Origin of the sequence: Aquimarina sp. RZ0, from assembly GCF_008370685.1 — a bacterium.
GTDB lineage: Bacteria > Bacteroidota > Bacteroidia > Flavobacteriales > Flavobacteriaceae > Aquimarina.
The window spans coordinates 17,335-41,544 of the sequence record NZ_VTZU01000024.1 but is presented as its reverse complement, the minus strand read 5'-3'; the positions used below and the strand labels follow the sequence as shown (position 1 = coordinate 41,544).

General features: G+C 33.7%; 14 protein-coding genes. 10 read left to right on the top strand and 4 right to left on the bottom strand.

The annotated features are described in order from the left end of the window. Window positions 1-2: 2 nt before the first annotated feature. The 3 genes from fusA to rpsL are packed head-to-tail and all read right to left on the bottom strand — an operon-like array spanning window position 3 to window position 3,016. Window positions 3-2,129: an elongation factor G gene (gene fusA / locus F0000_RS10770; protein ID WP_149624731.1), complete on the bottom strand. Its 2,127-nt coding sequence runs from the start codon at window positions 2,127-2,129 to the stop codon at window positions 3-5. Window positions 2,130-2,141: 12 nt separating this feature from the next. Beyond that, the gene (rpsG, locus tag F0000_RS10765; RefSeq protein WP_027392555.1) at window positions 2,142-2,618 is read right to left on the bottom strand and encodes a 30S ribosomal protein S7; all 477 of its coding nucleotides are present in this window, start codon (window positions 2,616-2,618) and stop codon (window positions 2,142-2,144) included. A 23-nt stretch (window positions 2,619-2,641) separates the two neighbouring features. Further along, window positions 2,642-3,016, bottom strand: a complete 375-nt coding sequence (gene rpsL, locus F0000_RS10760; protein WP_024770883.1) for a 30S ribosomal protein S12 — start codon at window positions 3,014-3,016, stop codon at window positions 2,642-2,644. Between the two features lie 184 nt (window positions 3,017-3,200). Here rpsL and F0000_RS10755 point away from each other — a divergent pair, with 184 nt between their 5' ends. The 9 genes from F0000_RS10755 (at window position 3,201) to rlmB (ending at window position 21,783) form a co-directional block, all read left to right on the top strand. Further along, the gene (locus F0000_RS10755; protein WP_149624730.1) at window positions 3,201-4,895 is read left to right on the top strand and encodes a ShlB/FhaC/HecB family hemolysin secretion/activation protein; all 1,695 of its coding nucleotides are present in this window, start codon (window positions 3,201-3,203) and stop codon (window positions 4,893-4,895) included. 256 nt (window positions 4,896-5,151) lie between these two features. Further along, on the top strand, window positions 5,152-8,391 hold the full coding sequence (locus F0000_RS10750) for a SusC/RagA family TonB-linked outer membrane protein (protein ID WP_149624729.1): 3,240 nt from the start codon (window positions 5,152-5,154) through the stop codon (window positions 8,389-8,391). A gap of 17 nt (window positions 8,392-8,408) precedes the next feature. Next, entirely contained in the window at window positions 8,409-10,142 is a 1,734-nt protein-coding gene (locus tag F0000_RS10745; protein WP_149624728.1) for a SusD/RagB family nutrient-binding outer membrane lipoprotein, read from the top strand. 19 nt (window positions 10,143-10,161) lie between these two features. Continuing rightward, complete coding sequence (locus F0000_RS10740) at window positions 10,162-11,049, top strand: hypothetical protein (RefSeq protein ID WP_149624727.1); 888 nt, start codon at window positions 10,162-10,164, stop codon at window positions 11,047-11,049. Window positions 11,050-11,417: 368 nt separating this feature from the next. Then, entirely contained in the window at window positions 11,418-14,786 is a 3,369-nt protein-coding gene (locus tag F0000_RS10735) for a VCBS repeat-containing protein (protein WP_149624726.1), read from the top strand. A gap of 276 nt (window positions 14,787-15,062) precedes the next feature. Further along, window positions 15,063-15,800 carry a hypothetical protein gene (locus F0000_RS10730; RefSeq protein ID WP_149624725.1) on the top strand — a complete coding sequence of 246 codons (738 nt, stop codon included), beginning with the start codon at window positions 15,063-15,065 and terminating at the stop codon, window positions 15,798-15,800. 541 nt (window positions 15,801-16,341) lie between these two features. Then, complete coding sequence (locus tag F0000_RS10725; RefSeq protein WP_149624724.1) at window positions 16,342-19,497, top strand: SusC/RagA family TonB-linked outer membrane protein; 3,156 nt, start codon at window positions 16,342-16,344, stop codon at window positions 19,495-19,497. 10 nt (window positions 19,498-19,507) lie between these two features. After that, the gene (locus tag F0000_RS10720; RefSeq protein WP_188112088.1) at window positions 19,508-20,962 is read left to right on the top strand and encodes a SusD/RagB family nutrient-binding outer membrane lipoprotein; all 1,455 of its coding nucleotides are present in this window, start codon (window positions 19,508-19,510) and stop codon (window positions 20,960-20,962) included. Between the two features lie 86 nt (window positions 20,963-21,048). Beyond that, window positions 21,049-21,783, top strand: a complete 735-nt coding sequence (gene rlmB / locus F0000_RS10715) for a 23S rRNA (guanosine(2251)-2'-O)-methyltransferase RlmB (RefSeq protein WP_149624722.1) — start codon at window positions 21,049-21,051, stop codon at window positions 21,781-21,783. An 11-nt stretch (window positions 21,784-21,794) separates the two neighbouring features. Here rlmB and F0000_RS10710 read toward each other — a convergent pair whose 3' ends face one another. Then, the gene (locus tag F0000_RS10710) at window positions 21,795-22,556 is read right to left on the bottom strand and encodes a rhomboid family intramembrane serine protease (RefSeq protein WP_149624721.1); all 762 of its coding nucleotides are present in this window, start codon (window positions 22,554-22,556) and stop codon (window positions 21,795-21,797) included. A 324-nt stretch (window positions 22,557-22,880) separates the two neighbouring features. Here F0000_RS10710 and F0000_RS10705 point away from each other — a divergent pair, with 324 nt between their 5' ends. Further along, window positions 22,881-24,158 carry a replication-associated recombination protein A gene (locus F0000_RS10705; protein WP_149624720.1) on the top strand — a complete coding sequence of 426 codons (1,278 nt, stop codon included), beginning with the start codon at window positions 22,881-22,883 and terminating at the stop codon, window positions 24,156-24,158. Window positions 24,159-24,210: the final 52 nt, after the last annotated feature.

Sequence of the window (24,210 nt, the reverse complement as noted above, 5' to 3'; positions counted from 1 at the left end):
AATTAAGCGTTAACTCCTCTTGCTGCTGCAATTACTTCTTCCGAAATATTAGAAGGAGTTTCTGCATAATGTGAAAATTCCATTGTAGATGTAGCTCTACCCGAAGACAATGTTCTTAATGTTGTAACATAACCAAACATTTCTGAAAGAGGAACCGTAGCTTTTACAGTTTTTGCTCCTGCACGGTCTCCCATATCACTAACCTGTCCTCTACGTCTATTAAGATCACCTACGATATCACCCATATTTTCTTCTGGAGTAATTACCTCTAATTTCATAATAGGCTCCATAATCACAGCTTTTGCAGCTTTTGCAGAGTTCTTAAACCCTAATTTTGCTGCCAACTCGAATGATAACTGATCAGAATCGACATCGTGATAAGAACCATCTTTTAGAGTTACCTTCATTGAGTCAACTTCGTATCCTGCCAAAGGACCATTGACCATTGCCATTTTGAATCCTTTCTCGATTGAAGGGATAAATTCTTTAGGAACGTTACCACCTTTAATAATAGATTCAAACTGAAGACCAACAACACCCTCGTCAGCTGGTTCAATAGTAAATACGATATCCGCAAATTTACCACGACCACCAGATTGCTTCTTATACACTTCTCTGTGATCAGCAGCCTGAGTAATTGCTTCTTTATATTCTACCTGAGGCTGACCTTGATTAACCTCTACTTTAAATTCACGCTTTAAACGATCTACGATAATATCTAAATGAAGCTCACCCATACCAGAAATAATAGTCTGACCTGAAGCCTCATCTGTTTTTACCTGAAATGTCGGATCTTCTTCTGATAGCTTTGCCAAAGACATCCCTAATTTATCAACATCCGCCTTCGTTTTAGGCTCAACTGCAATACCAATTACAGGATCAGGAAAATCCATAGATTCCAAAACAATAGGATTCTTTTCACTAGACATTGTATCACCTGTCTTAATGTCCTTAAAACCAACAGCAGCTCCAATATCTCCTGCTTCAATATAGTCTATTGCATTTTGCTTATTAGAATGCATTTGATAGATTCTAGAAATACGTTCCTTCTTACCAGAACGATTATTCAATATATACGAACCTGCATCTAAACGACCTGAATAAGCACGGAAAAAGGCTAAACGCCCAACAAAAGGATCAGTAGCAATTTTAAAAGCTAAAGCAGCAAACGGTTCCTTTACATCTGGTTTACGTAATTCTTCTTCATCTGTATCAGGGTTTATACCCACAATACCCTCCTTATCCGTCGGAGAAGGCAAATAACGACATACAGCATCTAATAAAAACTGAACTCCCTTATTCTTAAAAGCAGAACCACAAATCATAGGAATGATAGACATATCCATTACAGCAGCTCTAAGTGCCGCATGCACTTCTTCTTCTGTAATAGATTCTTCATCCTCCATATATTTTTCCAGCAAGTTCTCATCATACGCTGCTACTTCTTCAATTAGCATCCCACGATATTTTCTTGCTTCTTCCTTCATATCCTCAGGAATATCGATCACATCAAAAGTAGAACCCTGAGTTTCATCATGCCATACTATAGCACGGTTCTTTACTAAATCAATAATTCCTTTAAAATCCGCTTCATCACCAATATTTAGAACAATTGGTACAGCATTAGATTTTAACATATCCTTTACCTGCTGGCATACCGCTAAGAAATTAGACCCTTGACGATCCATCTTATTCACAAAACCAATACGCGGCACTTTGTAGTTATCAGCAAGTCTCCAGTTAGTTTCTGATTGTGGCTCAACACCATCAACAGCACTAAACAAGAAAACCAACCCATCCAATACACGTAATGAACGATTTACCTCTACTGTAAAATCTACGTGACCTGGAGTATCTATAATATTAAAATGATATCCTTTAGTATCAGCAATAGCTTCCCCATTTTCTGTTGGAAACTTCCATTCACAAGTCGTCGCAGCAGAAGTAATTGTAATACCTCTTTCTTGCTCTTGCTCCATCCAGTCCATAGTAGCTGCACCATCATGAACCTCACCAATTTTATGACTTACACCTGTATAATAAAGAATACGTTCTGTAGTCGTCGTTTTTCCTGCATCTATATGTGCAGCAATTCCGATATTTCTAGTATATTTTAAATCTCTAGCCATTTCTGTTATTGATTAAAATCTAAAGTGTGAGAATGCTTTATTTGCTTCAGCCATTTTATGAGTATCGACTCTTTTCTTAACAGCAGCTCCTTCTTCTTTTTCTGCAGCAATAATTTCTGCGGCAAGTTTCTGAGCCATCGATTTCTCATTTCTTTTACGAGAAAACTGAATCAACCACTTCATAGCGGTAGATATTTTTCTGTCTGGTCTAATCGGATTAGGAATCTGAAAAGTAGCTCCACCTACACGACGGCTTCTTACTTCTACATGTGGCATTACATTAGATAATGCATCTTTCCACATTTCTAAAGCAGTTTTTTCTTCATTTTGTTTTTTCTCTTCTACGATATCTATTGCATCATAGAAAATTTTGAAAGCAACCGACTTTTTACCATCCCACATCATCATATTTACAAAACGAGTCACTAACTGATCGTTGAAACGTGGATCTGGTAAAATAGGTCTTTTTTTAGCCTTTCTTTTTCTCATGTCTTCTTCTTAAAGTTTTTTTATTACTTCTTAGGGCGTTTAGCACCATACTTAGATCTACGTTGTGTTCTTCCTTCTACACCAGCGGTGTCTAAAGCTCCACGAACAATGTGATATCTAACTCCTGGTAAATCTTTTACCCTTCCACCTCTAACTAATACTATCGAGTGCTCTTGTAGATTGTGTCCTTCACCTCCGATGTATGCGTTTACTTCTTTACCATTAGTCAACCTAACACGAGCTACTTTACGCATAGCTGAATTTGGTTTTTTTGGTGTAGTAGTATAAACACGCGTACAAACACCGCGGCGTTGCGGGCACGAATCCAAAGCAGCCGATTTACTCTTCTTAGTTATTTTGGCTCTACCTTTTCTTACTAATTGTGAAATTGTTGGCATAATTTGCTTTACACTATTTTTTAAAATATTTTACAATACCTCTTTTACGAGGGCTGCAAAGGTAGAAATATTTTTCAGCAATTCAAATCCTAATTCATTAATTTTCAAATAGATTTAAAATCGCAACATTAAACCGTAAGAAATCCCTGTATTTTCCGTTATTTTAGCAGTATTAAAACATAAGTTGAAAACTTCGCTATTTTATTTTTTTATCCTTTATACATGTATACAATCATTTTGTTATGCACAAAACCCAATTTTATTACTTTCTGCTAAGGGGAAAGATTCTATAGAAACTTCTATTATAGATAGCATATCTTACGACAGACGCTTCCAAAATTTTTTAGACTTAAAGAAAGAAGTTAGCACGCTGCAAAAAAAACTTTTACAACTAGGATATATAGATCTTAAATTTAAAGGATTAGAAAAAACTTCTGATTCAATAATTACCGGAACTTTTAGACTAAACAACCAATACAAGACTTTAAAAGTTTTTTATGATCAAGAGATAATACCCAAAAATATTCTAGAAAAAATCTCCTCAAAAGTCACAGAAAATTACTTTACTATCCCTTTTAACAAAACACAGGAAGCCTTACAATACCTATCCAATTATCTTGTAAACAAAGGAAATACATTTAGCCATTTACGCCTGACCAACATAGAGAAAAACAATAGACATATCACTGCCAATCTAATAAGTTCTGAAAGTAAAACCAGAACAATCGATGATATCATCATCAAAGGATACACTAAATTCCCACCGTCCTATCTTAAATATTACAGCAGAATAAAAAAAGGGATCATATTTAAAAAAGAAGACCTTATTAACAAATCTCTTAGCATAGAAAACCTGGGATTTACCAAAAACATAAAACCTCCTGAGGTATTATTCAATAAAGATTCCACTAAAATATATCTTTATCTAAAAAAAAAGTCTGCAAATACATTTGATGGTTTTTTAGGATTTTCCAGTGATACAGATAACGGAAATCTAGAATTGAATGGGTACATTAATTTAGACTTAATAAACAATCTGAATTTTGGAGAAAGACTCAATCTAGTTTACAAAAGTGACGGCAATGAGCAACAACGATTTCAGGCTGACATTTCTTTACCCTACTTACTAAAAACTCCATTAGGCATCGAAGCTGGACTTGACATCTTTAAAAAAGATTCAAGCTTCTTGATTACAGAGCAAAACATCAACCTAAACTACCTTATAAACAACAAAAGCAATACTTTTATTGGATACAAAACGACTTCGTCAAATAATTTATTAGATATTGATCAACCTATCCTCAATATAGAAGACTACACTTCATCTTTTTTTAGAGCAGGTTTCAATTACAAAACAACACAAAACAAAGAATTGTTTCCCATCAAAAATCAATACAGTATACTTACCGAATTCGGAACTAGAAAAACCGACGTAGAAACCATCAGCCAAATAAAAGGACTAATACGTCTAAGTTATATTTTGGAATTAAATCAAAGAAACTCAATATTCCTTAATAATACTGCAGCCGCAATTTTTTCTGACAATCTATTCACAAATGAACTATTTAGGTTTGGAGGAATAAATTCTATAAGAGGCTTTGAAGAGAATAGCATCAATGCCTCAATATATAATGTACTCACCAGTGAATATAGATACATTTTATCTCAAAATTTATACATTCACTCCATTACAGACTATTCATACTTTGAGGATGAGAGCAATAATTTATCAGATAACTTAACCAGTTTTGGCTTCGGACTAGGACTCAATACTCAAACCGGCATATTCAGGATCATATTTGCGAATGGAAAAAATAGCAGTTCCAATTTTAGATTTTCTAATACTAAAGTTCATCTAAGCCTGAATGCACGTTTCTAGCACGTTTCTAGCACGTTTCTAGCACGTTTCTAGCACGTTTCTAGCACGTTTCTAGCACGTTTCTAGCACGTTTCTAGCACGTTTCTAGCACGTTTCTAGCACGTTTCTCATTGAATGATTCACAATAAATTACGGTAAAACCGTAATTTATTTGATTTATTTTCATCAAAAACCGTAATTTACTTACAATAATATTGTATTTTAAGAAAATTTTACGGACTTTTGAAATTGGCTAATTCTAATAATTAAAACAATAATGAAATCACCAAAAAAGCGAATTCTAATGCTGTTCCTAGCATTAGTCGTGCAAATTTCGTTTGCGCAAGAAAAAACAATAACTGGAAAAGTTACTGATGATCAAGGTTTACCTCTACCAGGAGTAAACATTGTAGTAAAAAACACCAGCAATGGTACACAGACTGATTTTGATGGACTATACTCCATAAATGCAGCTCAGGGTAGTACTCTTCTTTTTAGCTACCTTGGCTTTTCAGATAAAGAAGTACCTGTGGGAGCTGGGAATACTATTGACATTCAATTAGAAGCTTCTACCGCTCAATTAGAAGAAGTAATTGTGACTGCGCAAGGTATTAAAAGAGAAAAAAAATCTCTGGGGTATGCTGTAAGCGAAATTAAAAGTCAAGAAATCGAGCAACGTTCTGAAGGCGACATCGGAAGAGTGCTATTGGGCAAAGCTGCCGGGGTACAGATCACACAACAAAGTGGTCTTACAGGGTCTGGTACTAATATTGTGATTAGAGGACAGAACTCATTCAGTTCAAGTAATCAAGCGTTATTTATAGTAGATGGTGTGCCGTTTAGCACTGACACAAACCCGTCTGGACGACAAGGATCTCGAAATGACTTTGTTAATGGTAATAATGGATCCAGTAGGTTTTTAGATTTAGATCCTAACAGTATTGAAAGTGTTAGCGTATTAAAAGGTCTGGCTGCTTCTACTTTATACGGAAGTGACGGTAGAAATGGTGTAGTCTTGATAACTACCAAATCTGGTGCCTCCGGAAATGCTCAAAAGAAAATGGAAGTTACTGTTGCTTCTTCCTATTTTTTTACTGAAATAGCTTCTCTACCTGATTATCAAGATGAGTTTGGTAATGGTTTTGATCAATCCTTTGGATGGTTTTTCAGTAACTGGGGACCTAGTTTTAGAGAAGATGGAGTTTCTGGTTTTGGTAATAGCTCTTCTATTGATGAAAACGGAACACTTCCTCATCCATATTCTACCTCTACTCCAGCAATCCAGGCAGCTTTTCCCGAATTTCAAGGAGCACGCTATGATTGGAGACCATATGATAGTGTAAAAGATTTTTTTAGAATTGGTGGCGCCGCTTCGGTTTCTGCAAATTTAAGAGGTGTTTCAGACAATGGGAATATTTCATATAATATAAATTATGGTCATCTGGATGATAAAGGTTTTACTCCTGGAAATAAATTAGGGCGTAACACCTTGGGTATAGGAGGCCGTGCAAAACTTAGCAATAAGTTCACAATAAGTGGAACTTTAAATTTTGCCAGAACGAATTTTGTTTCCCCTCCTGTTGCTTTAAGTCAAGGTAATGGAGCCACAGGTACCGGTTCTTCTATTTTTGGTGACTTATGGTTTACTCCTCGAAGCATTGATATACAAGGGCTACCTTTTCAGGATCCTGTAACCGGTGGTAGTGTTTACTATAGACAAAATAATAGCATTCAACATCCTTTATGGACATTAAATAATGCACAAACGTCCCAATTAACGAATCGTGTTTTTGGTAATGCTACGTTACAGTATAATTTTAATGATAATTTGAATATTTTTTATCGTGCTGGTATTGACGTCTATAATGAGAGTAATGTAAACTTTCAGAATAAGGGTGGAGTAAACAGTAATAGTGGTGATGTGCGATTAGCCAGCGGTTTTTACGAAACCTGGAATAATCTAAATTCTATCTATGATCATAATATAGCACTAACTGGGAATTCTCAATTAAGTGAAAAAATAGGGGCTAATTTTAGTGTTGGTGCTACTACAAGAAATTTAATTTTTGATCAAAATGGTACTTCCAGTGATGGACAGCAATCATTTGGTGTTTTAAGACACTTTAACTTTTTAAGACAAAATGAAATACAACAATTTTTTGAAAGAAACATTGTAGGGGTTTATGGACAGGCAGCGTTTGATTATGACAATTACCTATTCTTAACGCTGGCAGGAAGGAATGATTGGGTATCCAATTTTGAAAGTGATAACAGATCTATTTTTTATCCAAGTGCCAGCATTTCTTTTTTACCAACAGCTGCTTTTGTTGATATGAAATCAGATATTGTTAACTACTTAAAACTAAGAGCAGGATATGGAACGTCAGCAAGTTTTGGAGATCCTGGATTCCCTATTGCTAACACATTATCATTGGATACTCAAGATTTTCAGGATGGAGGTTCTAATGTGGTATCTAATACTACAAGTAATGTTTTAGGCAACCCAGATCTAAAACCAGAATTACTAACAGAGTACGAAATCGGTATGGAAGCTAAATTTTGGAAAAATAAAATTTCTGTAGATTTATCTTTATACTCAAGAATCACTGAAGATTTAATTATCAACAGACCTTTAGGACCATCAACTGGTAGCACTACCACAAGAACAAATATTGGTGAAATCCAAAATAGAGGGCTTGAATTAGATTTAGGAATTAATTTATTTCAAAGCACCGAAAGTGATGGATTTAATTGGGATGCCAACCTGAATTTTACAACTTACAGATCTGAAGTGACTGATTTAGGTTTAGACACAGATTTAATTGTTTACTCTGGTTTTTCTAACCTTGGAAATGCAGCTATAAAAGGAGAACCTCTTGGTGTTCTTTTTGGTTCCAGAATATTAAGAGATGATGATGGTAATTTGGTAGTTGGTTCTGATGGTTTTTATGTTCAGGATCCAGAAGATGGCATTATCGGTGACCCTAACCCAGATTATGTTATGAATATTAAAAACACCTTTTCTTACAAAAATTTCTCCTTGGGAGTACAGCTTAATTACACAAAAGGTGGTGATATTTATTCAAGTACTATATCAACTTTATTAGGACGAGGTCTTATTGTGGAAACATTAGATCGAGAGAATACTTTTATTTTACCAGGAGTTGACACAAACGGGAATCCAAATAATATACAAATAAATAATTCTGATTTTTATTTTAGTAATGTTTTATTTGGTCCAAATGAAAATCAAGTATATGACGCAACATTAATTAGGTTACAAGAAGTTTCGCTCGGATATACTTTTCCTAAAAAATACTTAGAAAAAACACCTTTTGGCTCCGTATCAATCACCGCATCTGGCAACAATCTATGGTACGATGCCATAAATACTCCAGACGGCGCAAATTTTGACCCAAATACTTCCGGAACCGGTGTAGGAAACGGATTTGGTTTTGATTTTATAAATGGTCCTAGTGCCAGAAGATATGGATTTAGCGTAAAGGCTACATTTTAATTTTATAATTTAGAAAAATGAAAAATACTTATATATATACATTACTAGTTACAGGTCTCCTTCTGGTTTTTTCTTGTGAAACACTTGAATTAGATCTTACAGAAGATCCAAATTTCTTAACTCCGGATCAAGCTAGTGTAGATTTATTTTTAACCTCGATTCAAGAAGATTTTGTCAGACAAATAGAGGGTGATGCAGATTTCGATCCAAATGATAATTGGGTAACAGGAGGAAACACAAATGGAGACGGTTTATCGCTCTTTGGTTCGCAACTAACCAGGCTTACAGCTTTAACATCTAGCAATCAATACAATAACGCCTATCTAGGTAGTGACTCTGATGATGAATGGGTAAATGCCTATCAAGGTATTTTGGCAGATATTAGATCTATGGTACCTCTCGCTGAAGCAAATGGGCAAATTCGTCATATCGCTATTGCACAGTTTATTGAAGCCTACGTAATGACATCTATGGTAGATTTCTACGGAGATATCCCATATACCGAAGCAATATCAGCATCGAATAACCTTAATCCTGCCCTAGAAAGCGGTGCCTCTATTTATGATGCCGCACTGATCCTTTTAGATAATGCTATCGTTAATTTTGAAAATGATGTAGTTTCAGATCTTGAACCTTCAACGATTTTCTTTTATGGAGATGACTACGAAAAATGGGTTAAAGCTGTTAATACCCTTAAGATGCGCTTATATAACCAAAGACGTTTGGTAGACCCTACCGCTATAGCCAATATTACGACTATACTAGATTCTGGAGATTACATTATTGATACAACAGATGATTTTCAGTTTAACTGGCCTGCCACAAGTGCTTCTCAACCTGATACCAGACATCCCAGATATGGTCTAAATTATACTGCCAGTGGAGCTGGTGATTATATGTCCAACTGGTTGATGAACAAAATGAATACCTCTTCTGACCCCAGGATTCGTTACTATTTTTATAGACAAACTGGTACTGTGCCAGGTGCAATGGGAATACCTCCAAATGAAGAAACCCTACAATGTTCTTTACAAAGTGCCCCTGCACATTATGTCGCAGGAGGGTTTACATTTTGTTTTTTAGAAGATGGATATTGGGGAAGAGATCATGCAGATATTGCAGGTATACCACCTGATGGTTTTTTACGCACTACCTTTGGTGTCTACCCTGTTGGCGGAAAATTTGATGATGATCGATTTAATACAGATCCAGACAATGCTGGTGTTGCTGTTGGTTCTGGCGGTGGTGGTGCAGGGATCACTCCTATTTTAACAGCAGCTTGGATAGATTTTATGCAGGCAGAAATAGCTATGGTAAATGGTGATGTAGGTAGTGCCAGAACTTTTATGTCAGCAGGGATAACAAAATCTATTGCCAAAGTTCAAAGTTTTGCCAGTCTGGACACCTCTGCTGATACTTCATTTGAACCTTCAAGTACTGATGTTACCAATTTTATTTCAAGTATTGAATCTGATTTTGATGCAGCGGATATTGAAGGAAAGTGGGATATTTTGGGAGAACAATACTTTATCGCAGTATTTGGTAATGGAATTGAGTCTTATAATTTTTATAGAAGAACTGGATATCCAACCACGCTTCAGCCTAATTTAAATCCAAGTCCGGGCACTTTTATCAGATCTTTATTTTACCCAGCAAATGAGGTAAACACTAATGCTAGTATTAGCCAAAAAGCAGATCAGGCGCAACCTGTATTCTGGGACAATAACCCTAGTGCTCCGGTAGCAAATTAAAAACTAAAAGATATTTCTCATGAAAAAATATATAAATAAATTCACTGTACTCCTACTTGCATTCTATATGATGCAATCGTGCAGCACGGATGATAAAACCGTTGATGGTATTCTAGAAGGAGTAACTAATGGAGCTGTTTTAAGAACCATTAGCTCGACAAATACATTTAACTTTTTTGATCCAAACGACACCCGATTTGTATTTGATGTAGCTTTAGAAGAACAAGATGCACAAAATGGTGGTTTGATCTCTGAAATTAGACTATACCAAAGCTTTACAGATAATCTCGATGATGGTACAGACAATAGCAAACCTGAAGTACTGATTCTAACCGAAACAGGAGCAGGTTTAACTGTTTCTGATTTTGATCTTCCAAGATTGGATTTCTCATCAACACTTGCAGAAGCACTCGCTATTAATGGATTAAATCCTGGTGAGTTCAATGGTGGTGATGTATTTAGTTTTCGTTTTGAATTAGAATTAACCGATGGAAGAATATTTTCTAACAATAACTTAGGAGGTACCGTTTCTGGAGGTTCTTTTTTCTCTTCTCCTTTTATATACAATGTCACCTTACAATGTGTTCCCATAGTACCTTTTACTGGAGAGTATACTTTAAACTTAACCGATAGCGAAGAGGATGGCTGGGATGGCGCATTCATTACAGTAACTATTGACGGCGTGAGTCAGGACTTCACTCTAGATGATGGTGAAGAAATCCAACATGTAATAATGGTTCCTAATGGAACTACCGATTTAGTATTTACATATACTGCCGGAAATTCTGAAGGAGATAATTCTTACTCTATAGAATATAATGCTCTTGACGGTTCAGACCCACTGGAAGCAGCAGCAGATGGACCTAGTCCAACAGTTGGTGAAATATTTTTAAATATTTGCTTATAATCAAAAGCTTGTAATGATAAAAAAGGTTTCTACGTGTAGAAACCTTTTTTATTTAAACACCGTACTCATCCATTAATAATTGTCTTTTGATTTGGCTTATACAATTTCTGATTTTTAAATTACCCATTAAAATTTGCACTTTCCCGTTTATATTCAAAATAAAAAGAAGCTGTGAATCAGGCTATTTATTAATTCTCTTTTTTCCAAAACAAAAAATTGCTACTTTTTATTTTAGTATTTTTAAATAAGAAATATATTTTCACCCCCATTTAGTCAGACTTGGAAATTCTTATAATCTGACCATAGCAAATACAAAAGTAAAGTGGTCCTTATATTCTTAACAAGTCATTAAAAAACACTTAAACTATATGAATAAGTTATTTTTTATATCCCTAAGCATACTTCTTATACTTTATTCTTGTAAAGAGAAATCAAGCGCAAAAAAAATCCATAAAGAAACTACTGAAAAAAAAGTAAACCAAGAATATTCTCAACAATACTTTAAAAAAGTTTCTCCCGCAATCAGTAATTTATATTTTAAAAATACCATTCTAGATACTATTACCACAAAATCTAATTTATTTGATTTTGATTTCTTTTATAATGGTGCTGGAGTAGGTATCGAAGATATTAACAATGACGGCTTAAAAGATATATTTTTCTGTGGTAATCAAGTCCCCAACAAACTCTACATAAACAGAGGGAACCTAGTATTTGAAGACATTAGCGCAACGGCAAACATCAACACCAATAAAAATTGGTCTAACGGGGTCACTTTTGCAGATGTAAATCATGACGGATGGATGGATATCTACATTTCTCAGGGCGGCCCAAAAAAAGAGGGGCTCAGAAAAAATATGCTCCTTATCAATCAAAAAGATTTAACTTTTGAAGAAAAAGCTTCAGAGTACGGATTGGATGATCAAGGCATAAGTACCCAATCTGCTTTTTTTGATTTTGACAAAGATGGAGATCTGGATTGCATTGTAATGAATGAAAATGAGTACTTTGGCTTTGACCCTGTTACCTTTTACAACACCTTAAAGGATGAGTCAAAACGAATTAAAAGTTCCTGTCATTTATACCAAAACACCAATGGTAAATTTATAAATATCACAAAAAAAGCAGGGCTTCTTCAACCAAGTTTTGGTTTAGGATTATGTGTTAGTGACATCAACAATGATGGATGGTTAGACATTTACATAGCTAATGACTACTATGTCCCTGATGCTTTATACATTAACAATAGAAACAACACTTTTACAGATCAAATTAAACATTATACAAATCAGGTATCATTTTATGGGATGGGGGTTGATATTGCAGATATAAATAATGATAACTTAAAAGATATTTTTGTGTTAGATATGGCCTCCAGTGATCATGTAAGATCTAAAACTCTGATGGCATCTATGAATGTAAAAAAGTTTGATTTATTAACTAATAAGCTTAATTTACAGAATCAGTACATGTTTAATTCATTACAACTCAATACAGGAAATAACACCTTTCATAATATCGCACAACATACTGGACTTTCTAAAACGGATTGGAGCTGGGCGGGTCTTATTTTTGATTTTAATAATGACCAAAACGATGATATTTATGTAACCAATGGTTATAGAAAATACGCCCTGGATAATGACATACGTACATTAATTCATAAGGCAAGAAAATATTACAAAGGAAATGTTCCATTTGATGTAAAAAAAGAAATATACAATCGGCTACCTTCAGAAAAATTACCTAATATTCTTTTTAAAAATAATGGAGATTTAAACTTTGAAGACATAACTGCTACTACACAACTCAATGAGCCTTCTTTTTCTAATGGCGCGGCATATTCAGATTTAGACAATGATGGTGACTTAGAAATAATCGTCAATAATATAGATGGAGAATCGTTTTTATACAAAAACCTTAGTATAGAAAACAATCAGGGCAACTTTTTAAAAATAAACACTATAGGCAGAACATCTGAGGATTTTGCAAAGATTACTTTATACTATAAAAACATCATTAAAACAAAAGAATCTAAAAGAGTAAGAGGGTATTTATCTTCTGTTGATAAAACAGTACATTTTGGCTTAGGAAAAACAGCATTCGTAGACACTCTAAAAATCACCTGGTTATCAGGAAAACAGGAAATGCAATATAATGTAAAAGCAAATACAACGATCACAGTCTCTGAAAAAAATGCATTTTCCAATATAAAATCAGATTCCAAAAATAAAACTCACTTATTAAAAAAGGTAAAAAACTTTGTGAATGCTAAGCATATAGAAAATGATTACAACGATTTTGAAAATGAAATATTATTACCTTATAAACAATCCACCTTGGGGCCGTATATGGCAAAAGGAGATGTAAATGGTGATAATAAAGAGGATTTATATATCGGCGGCGCATCTGGTCAGGCAGGTCAATTGTTTATACAGACTACGCAAGGATTTAAAAAAAGTAATACTGACCTATTCAGTAGAGATGCAAAATTCGAAGATATGGAAGCTCTTTTTTTTGATTTTGATTCTGATGGTGATACTGATATATATGTTGTAAGTGGAGGAAATGAATTTAAGGAAAATTCAAAACTTCTTAAAGATCGATTATATATAAATGATGGAAATGCAAATTTTACAAAACACCCTTTCTCTGACAACAATCCAAATTTTAGCGGAAAAACTATAGCAAAAATTGATTTTGATAACGATGGTGATTTTGACTTAATTCTGGGAAATAGAATTATATCCCAAAAATACCCGATCTCAGAATCATCCATAATTTATGAGAATGTGCATGGAACTTTAAAAAATGTAACTAAGCAAATTGCACCTTCATTCGAAAATTTTGGAATTGTAAATAAAGTAATTGCTACCGATTTTAATAATGATGGATGGCAAGATTTTATAGCAGTAGGTGAATGGACTTCTATAGGATTGTTTAAAAATGAAAAGGGTATATTCAAGAATATTTCGAACAAAAGCAACCTGGATAATGAAAAAGGTTGGTGGTTTTCTATTACTGAAACCGATGTAAATAATGATGGTAATAAAGATTATATTGTTGGAAATATCGGTTTAAATTTCAAGTTTAAGGCTACAAAACAAAAACCACTACGAGTGTATGCCGATGATTTTGACTCAAATGGGACTCATGATATCGTAATTAGTTATAAATACAATGGAAATTTTGTTCCTGCAAGAGGACGTGAATGTTCATCTCAACAGATGCCTTTTATTGCAAAAAAAATCCCTACATACCAAGAGTTTGCTAATGCAGATTTAAAACAAATATATGGAGATAAAATCAACACGGCATACCAACGAGAAGCTAACGAATTTAACTCTATCCTTCTTTTAAACAAAGGCGATGAGGATTTTGAAAAAATACTACTTCCTAAAATGGCTCAAACACTACCAATTCTGGATAGTGAATCATATGATTTTAATGCAGATGGTTATGAAGATATATGTATTGCTGGCACAATTTATAACACCGAAGTTGAGACTCCTCGTCTTGATAACGCATTTGGACTTATATTACTATCCAACAACAAAAATGGATATACCGTACTCGAACCAGACAAAACAGGATTCTATATAGATGGTAATGCAAAATCTATTGAATTCATATCACGGAACAATAAAAAGTTCTTATTAATCGGAATTAACGATTCAAACATTGAGACCTTTAAACTCGCTAAACCTGATAAATTCTACAACAATCAAGCACCTTAGGTTTTAATTCTCAGCAAAATTTATTCTTTATTAAACATCATAAAATTTCATTATTATAGCATTAATCAGCATTTTTTTTATTACCTTAATATTAGAACGTATTTAATTCAATTCTGATCTAAAAATAGTATAAATAAAGCCTAATCATTCTTTTATGCGCAAAGGAAATCAATACGTAATCACTTTATTTTTAATAATTTACAAAAAAACAGAGAAATCAATAGAATAGTTTTAAGATAGAAATGGTTTTACAAACAATTAATGAATTATTATAATATGAAAAATTCACTCTTTATTACCATAATATTATTTTTTATAACCAGCTGTATCAATGCCCAGAACCTAACATCGACAGATTTTAACAGCAATGCTGCTGGGCGACCGATACAATTTAATAATTTCAGACAACAGGCTGCAATTTTAAGTGGAAGCTTTGCTTCTTTCAATAAATCATCTGCAGTGCCTGCAGCAGAAGGTTCTGTGTATTTATTTGATAGCTGGAAAAATAAAACCACCATAAAAATTGATAAGAAAAACTACACCTTCTCCAACTTCAATTTCAATATCGACAAAGAAGAATTCATGTCACAAATAGAAGGAGATTCTATTTATATATTTGATTTTAAGAATATTGATAAAATCATTATAAATGGAAAGGAATTTAAATCTTTTTACAACCCAATAGAAAAGAAAGAAAAAATATTTCAGGTAATCTATGAAACTACTGATTTTTCAATTTTAAAAAAATACTCTCTAAAAATTGTTGAAGGCTCACCTAATCCTATGCTCAATCGCAGCAAAGATAAAATCCTAAAAATCGAAACGTATATTATGAGGCAGGGGAATACTTTCACTCCTTTTAAATTAAAAAAGAAATATATAAGTAATTTGGTTAAAAAAAATATAGCGATTTCTGCTTTAGAGGACTATGTTAAGTCTAATAATCTTTCTTACAAAAATGAAAATGATTTAAAAAAGATCTTTGATTATAGCTACAACATAGATAAGCCTTAACAACATATTACTTGGGTATAATCTCATAATTTATTCTCATTGATTATTACTTATATAGTATTTTGAGTTAAAATTAATTTTTTAAAATTTTCCAGACAATTATAAAAAACAGAAAACTAAGTTTATTTGAATGCACAAAAATAACAACTATAAATGCAAACACTCCTAACTCATAAATTTTCTGTTTATGATTGATTTGATTCTTAAAATAAAAAATAATAGAGTGACAAAAAACTAAGAACTAAAAATTTATAAACATATATATTACAACAATATACCTTCAAACTATTAAAAATATCTCCTTTATTTCTTTGAATTAAATATTCTCTACAAACACTTATCTTATTACCGGAATCGCTCTAAAAAAAGCAGAGAAATAAATGCGTTAATTCTCCTTAAACCCAAGTACTACAACGTTATAGCTACATTTCACACTTTATTAACATTTACCAGGCAATAATTCAAATTTTAATAGCAAAAAGTTGTTTTATAAAGATATTATTATCATTTTTGGCACTGGCTAATTCAAATAAATCGTAAAATGAAAACAAAGTTTAGTGGAATTTTAACGCTACTCTTAGCGTTTATTGTGCAAATTACTTTTGCGCAAGAAAAAACAATCTCTGGGAATGTAACCGATGATAAAGGTCTACCGCTTCCAGGAGTGAATATTGTTGTAAAAAACACAGCTAATGGTACGCAGACCGACTTTGATGGGAACTATTCCATTGATGCAAACAGAGGTGCTGTTCTATCTTTTAGTTATGTGGGGTTTGCAACCAAAGATGTTGTAATTGGGGACAATACTGTGATAAATCTTCAACTCGCACCTGATGCGGCACAATTAGATGAAGTCGTGGTTACCGCTCTAGGTATTGAGCGTTCCGCAAGATCACTAGGGTATGCTGTCGCCACTATAAAGTCAGAAGATCTTAATGAAGTAAGAGAAACTAACTTACTTAGTGCATTACAAGGAAAAACATCAGGAGTTGTCATACAGAACCAAAGTGGTAATGTTGGTGGATCATCAAGAATCTTGATTCGAGGAATTTCTTCATTACAAGGTAACCAACAACCTTTATTTGTTATAGATGGCGTTCCTATTTCTAATCAAAACATTGCAACAGGTTCTAGAATTCAAGGTGGTTTTGACTTTGGTAATAGAGCTCAAGACATTAATCCAGATGATATTGAATCTGTTTCTATTCTTAAAGGTGCATCTGCAGCAGCTTTATATGGTTCAAGAGCTTCTGGAGGTGTTATCATTATCACTACAAAAAGAGGAAAACAAGGTCAATCTGCAAGTATTTCATTCAATACTAGTCTAAGATTTGACAATCCATTAAGATTACCGGATTTTCAAAGTCGATTTATAAGTGGTGATGAGGGAGTTTTTGATTTTAATACAACTAATGGAGCTCAAAACTTTGCAGGTTGGGGACCTGAAATCAATGATCCATCTTTAGCAGGACAAACATTCACCAACCTACAGGGAGATCAGGTTCCTTTTAGAATTTTTGAAAATGGTGTTCGAGATTTTTATAGTGCGGGTACAACTTCTCTAAACAGTGTAAATGTTTCTGGTGCATCTGCTAATGGTGATGATTATAGATTAAGTCTTGCATATACAGATCAGAAAGGTATTGTTCCTAACTCGGCTTTAAACAGAACTAATCTTGGGTTAAATGCAGGAAAAGTTTTTAATGACAAATTAAGTTCAAGATTTAGCGTAAACTACGTAAGAACTAATACGAGAGGTACTGCTGCTGCTGGAGCTAATGATCCAAATGTACTAACCAATATAATAAATGGTTTATCGAGAATCACTGACTTCTCTCTTTTTGATCAGGATGTAGATGAATCTGGCAATCAAATTAATGATCCAGGTGGACAAGTAAATAACCCATTATTTATTGCACGTCAAAATGCTTCTCAAACAACAGTGCAACGATTTTTTGGTAACGCTACTTTACAGTACAAACCTACAGAAAGTTTTGATATTCTGGGAAGAGCAGGTTATGACACTTTTACAGACACCAGACTATTACAAAATAGTATAAGTACGATCGGTATTTTAAATGGTAATTTCACGGATGATATCATTAATACGCGAGAACTTACTGTCGATTTGATAGCTACATATGATAAGTCATTAGGAGAAAATTTTAATTTAACACTTAGAGGAGGTACTCAATGGAATGAAAGAGTTCTTGAAAGACTGCAAAACCAAGGTGTGAATCTAACTGTTCCAGAATTATTTGATCCCGGTAATGCTGAGGCAAATAATTTATTTAAAGATTTTCGAAGACAACGTATTTTTGGGGCATTTGGAGATTTAACTTTAGACTACAAAAATTGGCTAATTCTAAATGCAACCGGACGTAATGACTGGTCTTCTACATTACCACTTCAAAACAATAGTTTCTTTTATCCTTCCGTTTCTTTAAGTTGGGTATTCTCAGATGCTTTGAATATACAAAATGATTTTTTTAGTTATGGAAAACTGAGAGGTAGTTGGGCAAATGTAGGTGTTGACACACAGTCCTTTTTTATCAATTTTGGGTTTAATCCTGACACAAATTTCTTTCAGCAGTTTAATCAAACCGGTTCTTTTCCTTTTAATGGCGCTTTAGCATTTGTTTCTGATGCCACACTAACAGACCCAAATTTGAATCCAGAAAACCAGTTAACTTCAGAGATAGGTATAGAATTGGGGTTATTTAATAATAGAGTGCTAATTGATGCAACTTATTATAACAATATCACTGAAGATCAAATAGTAGCTGTTCCTCAGCCAAATTCTACCGGTTTTAATTTTTTTAGAACTAATATTGGAGAGATTAGCAACAAGGGAATAGAAGTACAAATTAATACAAAAATTATCAAAAGTGATATTTTTAGCTGGGATGTAGATTATAATTTTACCACTAATCAATTTAAAGTAGAAGACCTAGGAGATTTACCTGGAGATGGGTTTAATTTAGCAAACGGGTTTAGCGGAACAGCTGTTAGAGCTGTACGAGGCGAAGATTTACAATTATTTGGACCACGTTTTAGAAGGGCTACTGATGCTGATGGTAATGAAATTGAGGATCAAATTTTAGTAGACTCAAATGGAATACGTCAAGTAGGTCAAGCAGGAAGCTTAGGAAGTATATTTCCTGATTTTACAATGGGCTTAACCAGTACTTTTAAATATAAAAGCTGGAGATTATCCACCACGTTTGATTATAGACAGGGAGGAAAAATGTTCTCTAATACAACAGGATTACTCCGAAGAAGTGGGCTAGCAGAAGAAACTCTAAATAGAGAAGTTTTTGTAGATCCAAATACTTTCCAATTAGACACAAACGGAAATGCTGTACCAAACACTACTCCAGTCGCAAGTGTTCAACAATATTGGCAGGGATTTGCTAATGCCAATATTACAGAAGGAAATGTCTTTGATGCTACTTTTATTAAATGGAGAGAAGTAAGTCTATCTTATACGTTTACATCTAAAATCCTTAAGAGCACACCTATAAAGTCCTTACAAATAGCACTTGAAGGTCGTAATCTTGCTATATTTAACACAGATATTCCTCATATTGATCCAGAAGCTGGACTAGGAGGATCTGCAAGTAATCTTCAAGGTGTAGAAAGAGGTGGCGTACCTTCCACTAGAAGTTTTGGTTTTAACATTCAAGCAAACTTTTAAAATGAAAAAAATGAAAAATATATTTCTAAAGAAAGTCAAAGCTTTAATATTAGTTGCTTTGATTTTAACAACAGTAATTGGTTGTGAAGACTCTATCGAAGGAACTGTTAATATAGACCCTTTAAAAGCTGAAGATGTTGACCCTTCACTTTTACTACCTCAGGTATTACTTGCTGGATTAACAGCTTCCAGAACAATAGAAGAGATCCAAATGGCTACTCATTCTCAACAAATGTCTTTTTCTGTAGCTTTTGGAGTTTTCTTAAACCCTGAAAGAGGTAATATTAGTATAAACACCACTAATAATATCTATTCTAGTCTTTATACTAATGGATTGAATAATTTGGATCAAATGATCAAATTAGTAAATAGAAATGAGCCTGATAGACTAAATGTAATTGGTCAAGCCAAAATACTGCAAGCCTTTATTTTCTTAAATTCGACTCTGATCTATGGACAGGCTCCATTTTCTGAGGCTACGCAGATTGATGAATTTCCTAACCCAAATTTTGATTCTCAAGAATTTATACTTAGAAACATTCCTACGTTGCTTGATGAAGCTGTTGATCTCCTTTCTACCGATGCAGGGATTATAAGTGGCACTCCAGACCTAATTTATGGGGGAGATAGAGAAAACTGGATTCGTTTTGCTAATTCGTTAAAATTAAAAACATTAATGCTAATAGCCAATGTCGACCCTACTTCTGTACAAGCAGAAATACAAGAAGTGGCAAATGAGCCTTTGATCACAGAAAATCAATGGGAAGCCAAATTAGATTATACTGATGCTGCTGGAAATCAAAATCCTATTTTTACATTAATAGTTCAATTCGCTGGAGGTCTTAATAATTTTTATGCTGCTGGTACTCCTCTGGTAAATCTTATGAATGCTAATAATGATCCGAGAAGGGCTACGTATTTTAATACGACAACAGATGGGACATTTGTAGGTCTTGACCAAGGTGTTTTCACAAATGACGGATCTACATCTCAAATATCTTCAAACATTATTCGCTCAGAAATGCCCGATCGTTACATAACAGCTGCAGAAATTAATTTCTATTTAGCTGAGGCTGCTTTACAAGGGTGGATTACTGGTAATGCTAATACATTTTATCAAAATGGAATAGTAGCATCTCTTGAGACATATGATGGATTACCTGGAGAAATATCTAATTCTGATAAAATTGCTTATTTATCTTCTTCTAGAGGTTCTATCGATAGTGACACTCCTGCTGATGCTTTGAGAAAAATACATGAAGAACATTATATAGCTGATTTTTTAAGACCTTTAGAGTCCTGGACAACTATAAGAAGAAATAGAGTTCCTGATTATCAACCAATAACTGGCTCTGTTTTAACAGATAACCTTCGAAGATATCCTTATCCTCTTAATGAACAAACTACTAATGTCAATTTTCCTGGCAGTGTCCCTTTGATACAACCAATGTGGTTTGAAAAATAATACATAAAGATTCGAAAAGAATTTACTTGCATCCCGATACAAAAATGTATCGGGATGTTTCTTTTTATATATATCTTTACCAACTTATGGAAAAAGAATCTCAAATCTTTGGTATCAGAGCTGTAATAGAAGCGATCAACTCCGGGAAAACAATAGATAAACTTTTTATACAAAAAGGACTGCAAGGTGAATTAGCTAAAGAACTGATAAGCCTCACCAAAAAAGAAGGTATCAGTTTTTCTATAGTACCCGTAGAAAAGCTAAATAGACTAACCCGCAAAAACCATCAGGGTGTTGTAGCCATTACTTCTCCTATAGAATTCCACAATTTAGAAGACCTAGTACTTCAGGTTATAGAATCTGGAGAAATTCCTTTATTTCTAATTCTAGATCAATTATCAGATGTCCGTAATTTTGGAGCTATCATCAGAACAGCTGAGTGTACGGGTGTCCACGGAATCATTATTCAGAAAAAAGGTGGGGCTCCAGTCAGTGCAGATACTGTAAAAACTTCTACAGGAGCTATTTTTAAAATTCCAATCTGTAAAGTTGATCATATCAAAGATGCTATTTTTTACTTACAGGCATCAGGCATACAGATCGTAGCCGCCACAGAAAAAGCCTCCTCCTCTATTTATGATATACAATTAAACACTCCAATAGCCATCGTTATGGGTAGCGAAGGAAAAGGCATTTCTAATTCTGTACTGAAATTGGCAGATCATTTAGCTAAATTACCGATGTATGGAGAAATTGCATCATTAAATGTATCTGTTGCCTGTGGTGTATTCTTATATGAAACTATTAGACAAAGACTATAAATAAAAGATCATTAATTATTTTCTTGATCTCTTTCTGTATCTAATGCATCATCCCTTTTTTTATACTCATACACTATAGTAACTGACTCCTCCTCCACTGTATCTTCGGGCAATATTTCTATAAAATTACCGTGTTCATCAAAATGCCGTAAAAACTCATCGTCATCTGGATTATACCCTGAAGACTCCCAATGATATTTCTTTGGCTTTGCTATTCCTTTTTTAATTACAAAAGCTAAAACTATTCCTGTAATCAAACCAGATAAGTGCCCTTCCCAGGAAATTTTGGGGTCTATAGGTGCAATATACCATATCATACTACCATAAATAAAAACCACAATTAATGATAAAGCAATCAATCTAAAGTGTTTAGCTATAATTCCTTTAAAAAACAAAAAACCAAAAAGCATATAAATCACTCCACTGGCTCCAATATGATTTGCTTCTCTACCTAATAGCCAGGTAAGTATTCCTGTACATAAGACCCCAGCTAATAATACTCTCCAAACGTTTTTTGGATAAAAAAAGAAAAGCGATGCAGATAGGATTAATAATGGTAATGTATTATGCCACAAATGTGATAGGTCTCCATGTATAAAAGGAGAAAAGAGAATTCCTCTGAGTCCAATAATTGATCTGGGATACACTCCCCAGGTATTAAAATCAAAATTAAATCGAATTTCAAACCAAAAAACTATCCAGATGGCTAGTACAAATAAGATTGGGTATCCTATAACACCTGTGCTAAAATTAAAATCTTCCTTTTCATTCATAATAATAAAATCGTAATCAAAAAATCATCCAAAAAAGTAATTCAGCTAAATTGTCAGTATATCATAAGCTAATACCTCTTATCACTTGAATATACTGGAATAAAATATCCTTTTTTCACTTTAGTTTCAGAATAAACATAAACCTTAACCACCTATACTTGAATTTTCTTCTCTACTAAAACAGAAAAATCATAATTTTTTTTAGAATAAATTCAAAAAACAATTGACATAACTCTTACTAAAATACTAATAATAAAACGCATATTTTATAAAACTATTAGTTACCAAATCTTAACTCTCTTCTGTTTTAGTAACTTTGCACACATGAATAAACCTCTTGCAGAAAGGATACGTCCAAAATCTTTAGAAGAATACCTAAGTCAGGAACACCTAATAGGTGATGATGGCTCTCTTACTCAACAGATAAAAAAAGGAATTATTCCTTCATTAATACTCTGGGGACCTCCGGGTGTTGGAAAAACTACTTTGGCAAATATCATTGCCAATGAATCCAGTAGACCGTTTTATACGCTTAGTGCTATTAATAGTGGAGTAAAAGAAGTACGAGAAGTCATTGATAAAGCGAAACAAAGCGGAGGATTATTTACTACCAAAAATCCTATCCTATTTATTGATGAGATTCATCGTTTTAGTAAATCACAACAAGATTCATTATTGGGTGCAGTAGAGAAAGGATGGATCACATTGATTGGGGCAACCACAGAAAATCCGAGTTTTGAAGTAATCCCAGCACTTCTATCACGCTGTCAGGTTTATGTATTAAACCCTTTTGGCAAAAAAGAACTTGAAGCGCTACTAGACAGAGCCATGCAAAAAGATGAGTACTTACAAACCAAAGATATAAAACTAAAAGAAACAGATGCTCTACTTCGACTAAGTGGAGGGGATGCAAGAAAATTATTAAACATTTTTGAATTAATTATTTCTAGTCAAGAGCTGGATTCTATCATTATTACTAATGATCTTGTACTAAAATTAGTTCAGCAAAATACCGTACGATACGATAAAACAGGTGAACAACATTATGATATCATTTCGGCTTTTATTAAATCTGTAAGAGGGAGTGACCCTAATGCTGCAGTGTATTGGCTGGCAAGGATGATAGAAGGCGGAGAAGATTTAAAATTCTTAGCTCGCAGAATGATTATACTAGCCTCTGAAGATATTGGTAACGCTAATCCAACCGCACTAATTATGGCTAATAATACTTTTCAGGCTGTAACTACCATAGGATATCCCGAAGCACGCATTGTATTAAGTCAATGTGCTGTTTATCTAGCTACTTCTCCCAAAAGCAATGCTTCTTATATGGCTATTAACAAAGCACAACAATTAGTACGGCAAACCGGGGATTTATCTGTTCCACTACATATTAGAAATGCCCCTACCAAATTAATGAAAGAATTAGGATATGGAGAAGATTATAAATATGCTCATGATCATAGCAATAACTTTGTATCTCAGGAATTTCTTCCAGAAACCATCAAGAATACTAAATTATATGATCCTGGAAATAATCAGCGGGAGAATGCATTGAGGAATTTTCTCAAAACACGCTGGGGAGATAAATATCAATATTAAAAACCTACGTTAAAAACCAATTCTATTTCAAAAATACTCAAGCAAAGGATAA

Coding starts and splice junctions, on each gene's coding strand:
- fusA (WP_149624731.1), bottom strand. CDS start 2,129: ATGGCTAGAGATTTAAAATATACTAGAAATATCGGAATTGCTGCACAT.
- rpsG (WP_027392555.1), bottom strand. CDS start 2,618: ATGAGAAAAAGAAAGGCTAAAAAAAGACCTATTTTACCAGATCCACGT.
- rpsL (WP_024770883.1), bottom strand. CDS start 3,016: ATGCCAACAATTTCACAATTAGTAAGAAAAGGTAGAGCCAAAATAACT.
- F0000_RS10750 (WP_149624729.1), top strand. CDS start 5,152: ATGAAATCACCAAAAAAGCGAATTCTAATGCTGTTCCTAGCATTAGTC.
- F0000_RS10745 (WP_149624728.1), top strand. CDS start 8,409: ATGAAAAATACTTATATATATACATTACTAGTTACAGGTCTCCTTCTG.
- F0000_RS10740 (WP_149624727.1), top strand. CDS start 10,162: ATGAAAAAATATATAAATAAATTCACTGTACTCCTACTTGCATTCTAT.
- F0000_RS10735 (WP_149624726.1), top strand. CDS start 11,418: ATGAATAAGTTATTTTTTATATCCCTAAGCATACTTCTTATACTTTAT.
- F0000_RS10730 (WP_149624725.1), top strand. CDS start 15,063: ATGAAAAATTCACTCTTTATTACCATAATATTATTTTTTATAACCAGC.
- F0000_RS10725 (WP_149624724.1), top strand. CDS start 16,342: ATGAAAACAAAGTTTAGTGGAATTTTAACGCTACTCTTAGCGTTTATT.
- F0000_RS10720 (WP_188112088.1), top strand. CDS start 19,508: ATGAAAAATATATTTCTAAAGAAAGTCAAAGCTTTAATATTAGTTGCT.
- rlmB (WP_149624722.1), top strand. CDS start 21,049: ATGGAAAAAGAATCTCAAATCTTTGGTATCAGAGCTGTAATAGAAGCG.
- F0000_RS10710 (WP_149624721.1), bottom strand. CDS start 22,556: ATGAATGAAAAGGAAGATTTTAATTTTAGCACAGGTGTTATAGGATAC.
- F0000_RS10705 (WP_149624720.1), top strand. CDS start 22,881: ATGAATAAACCTCTTGCAGAAAGGATACGTCCAAAATCTTTAGAAGAA.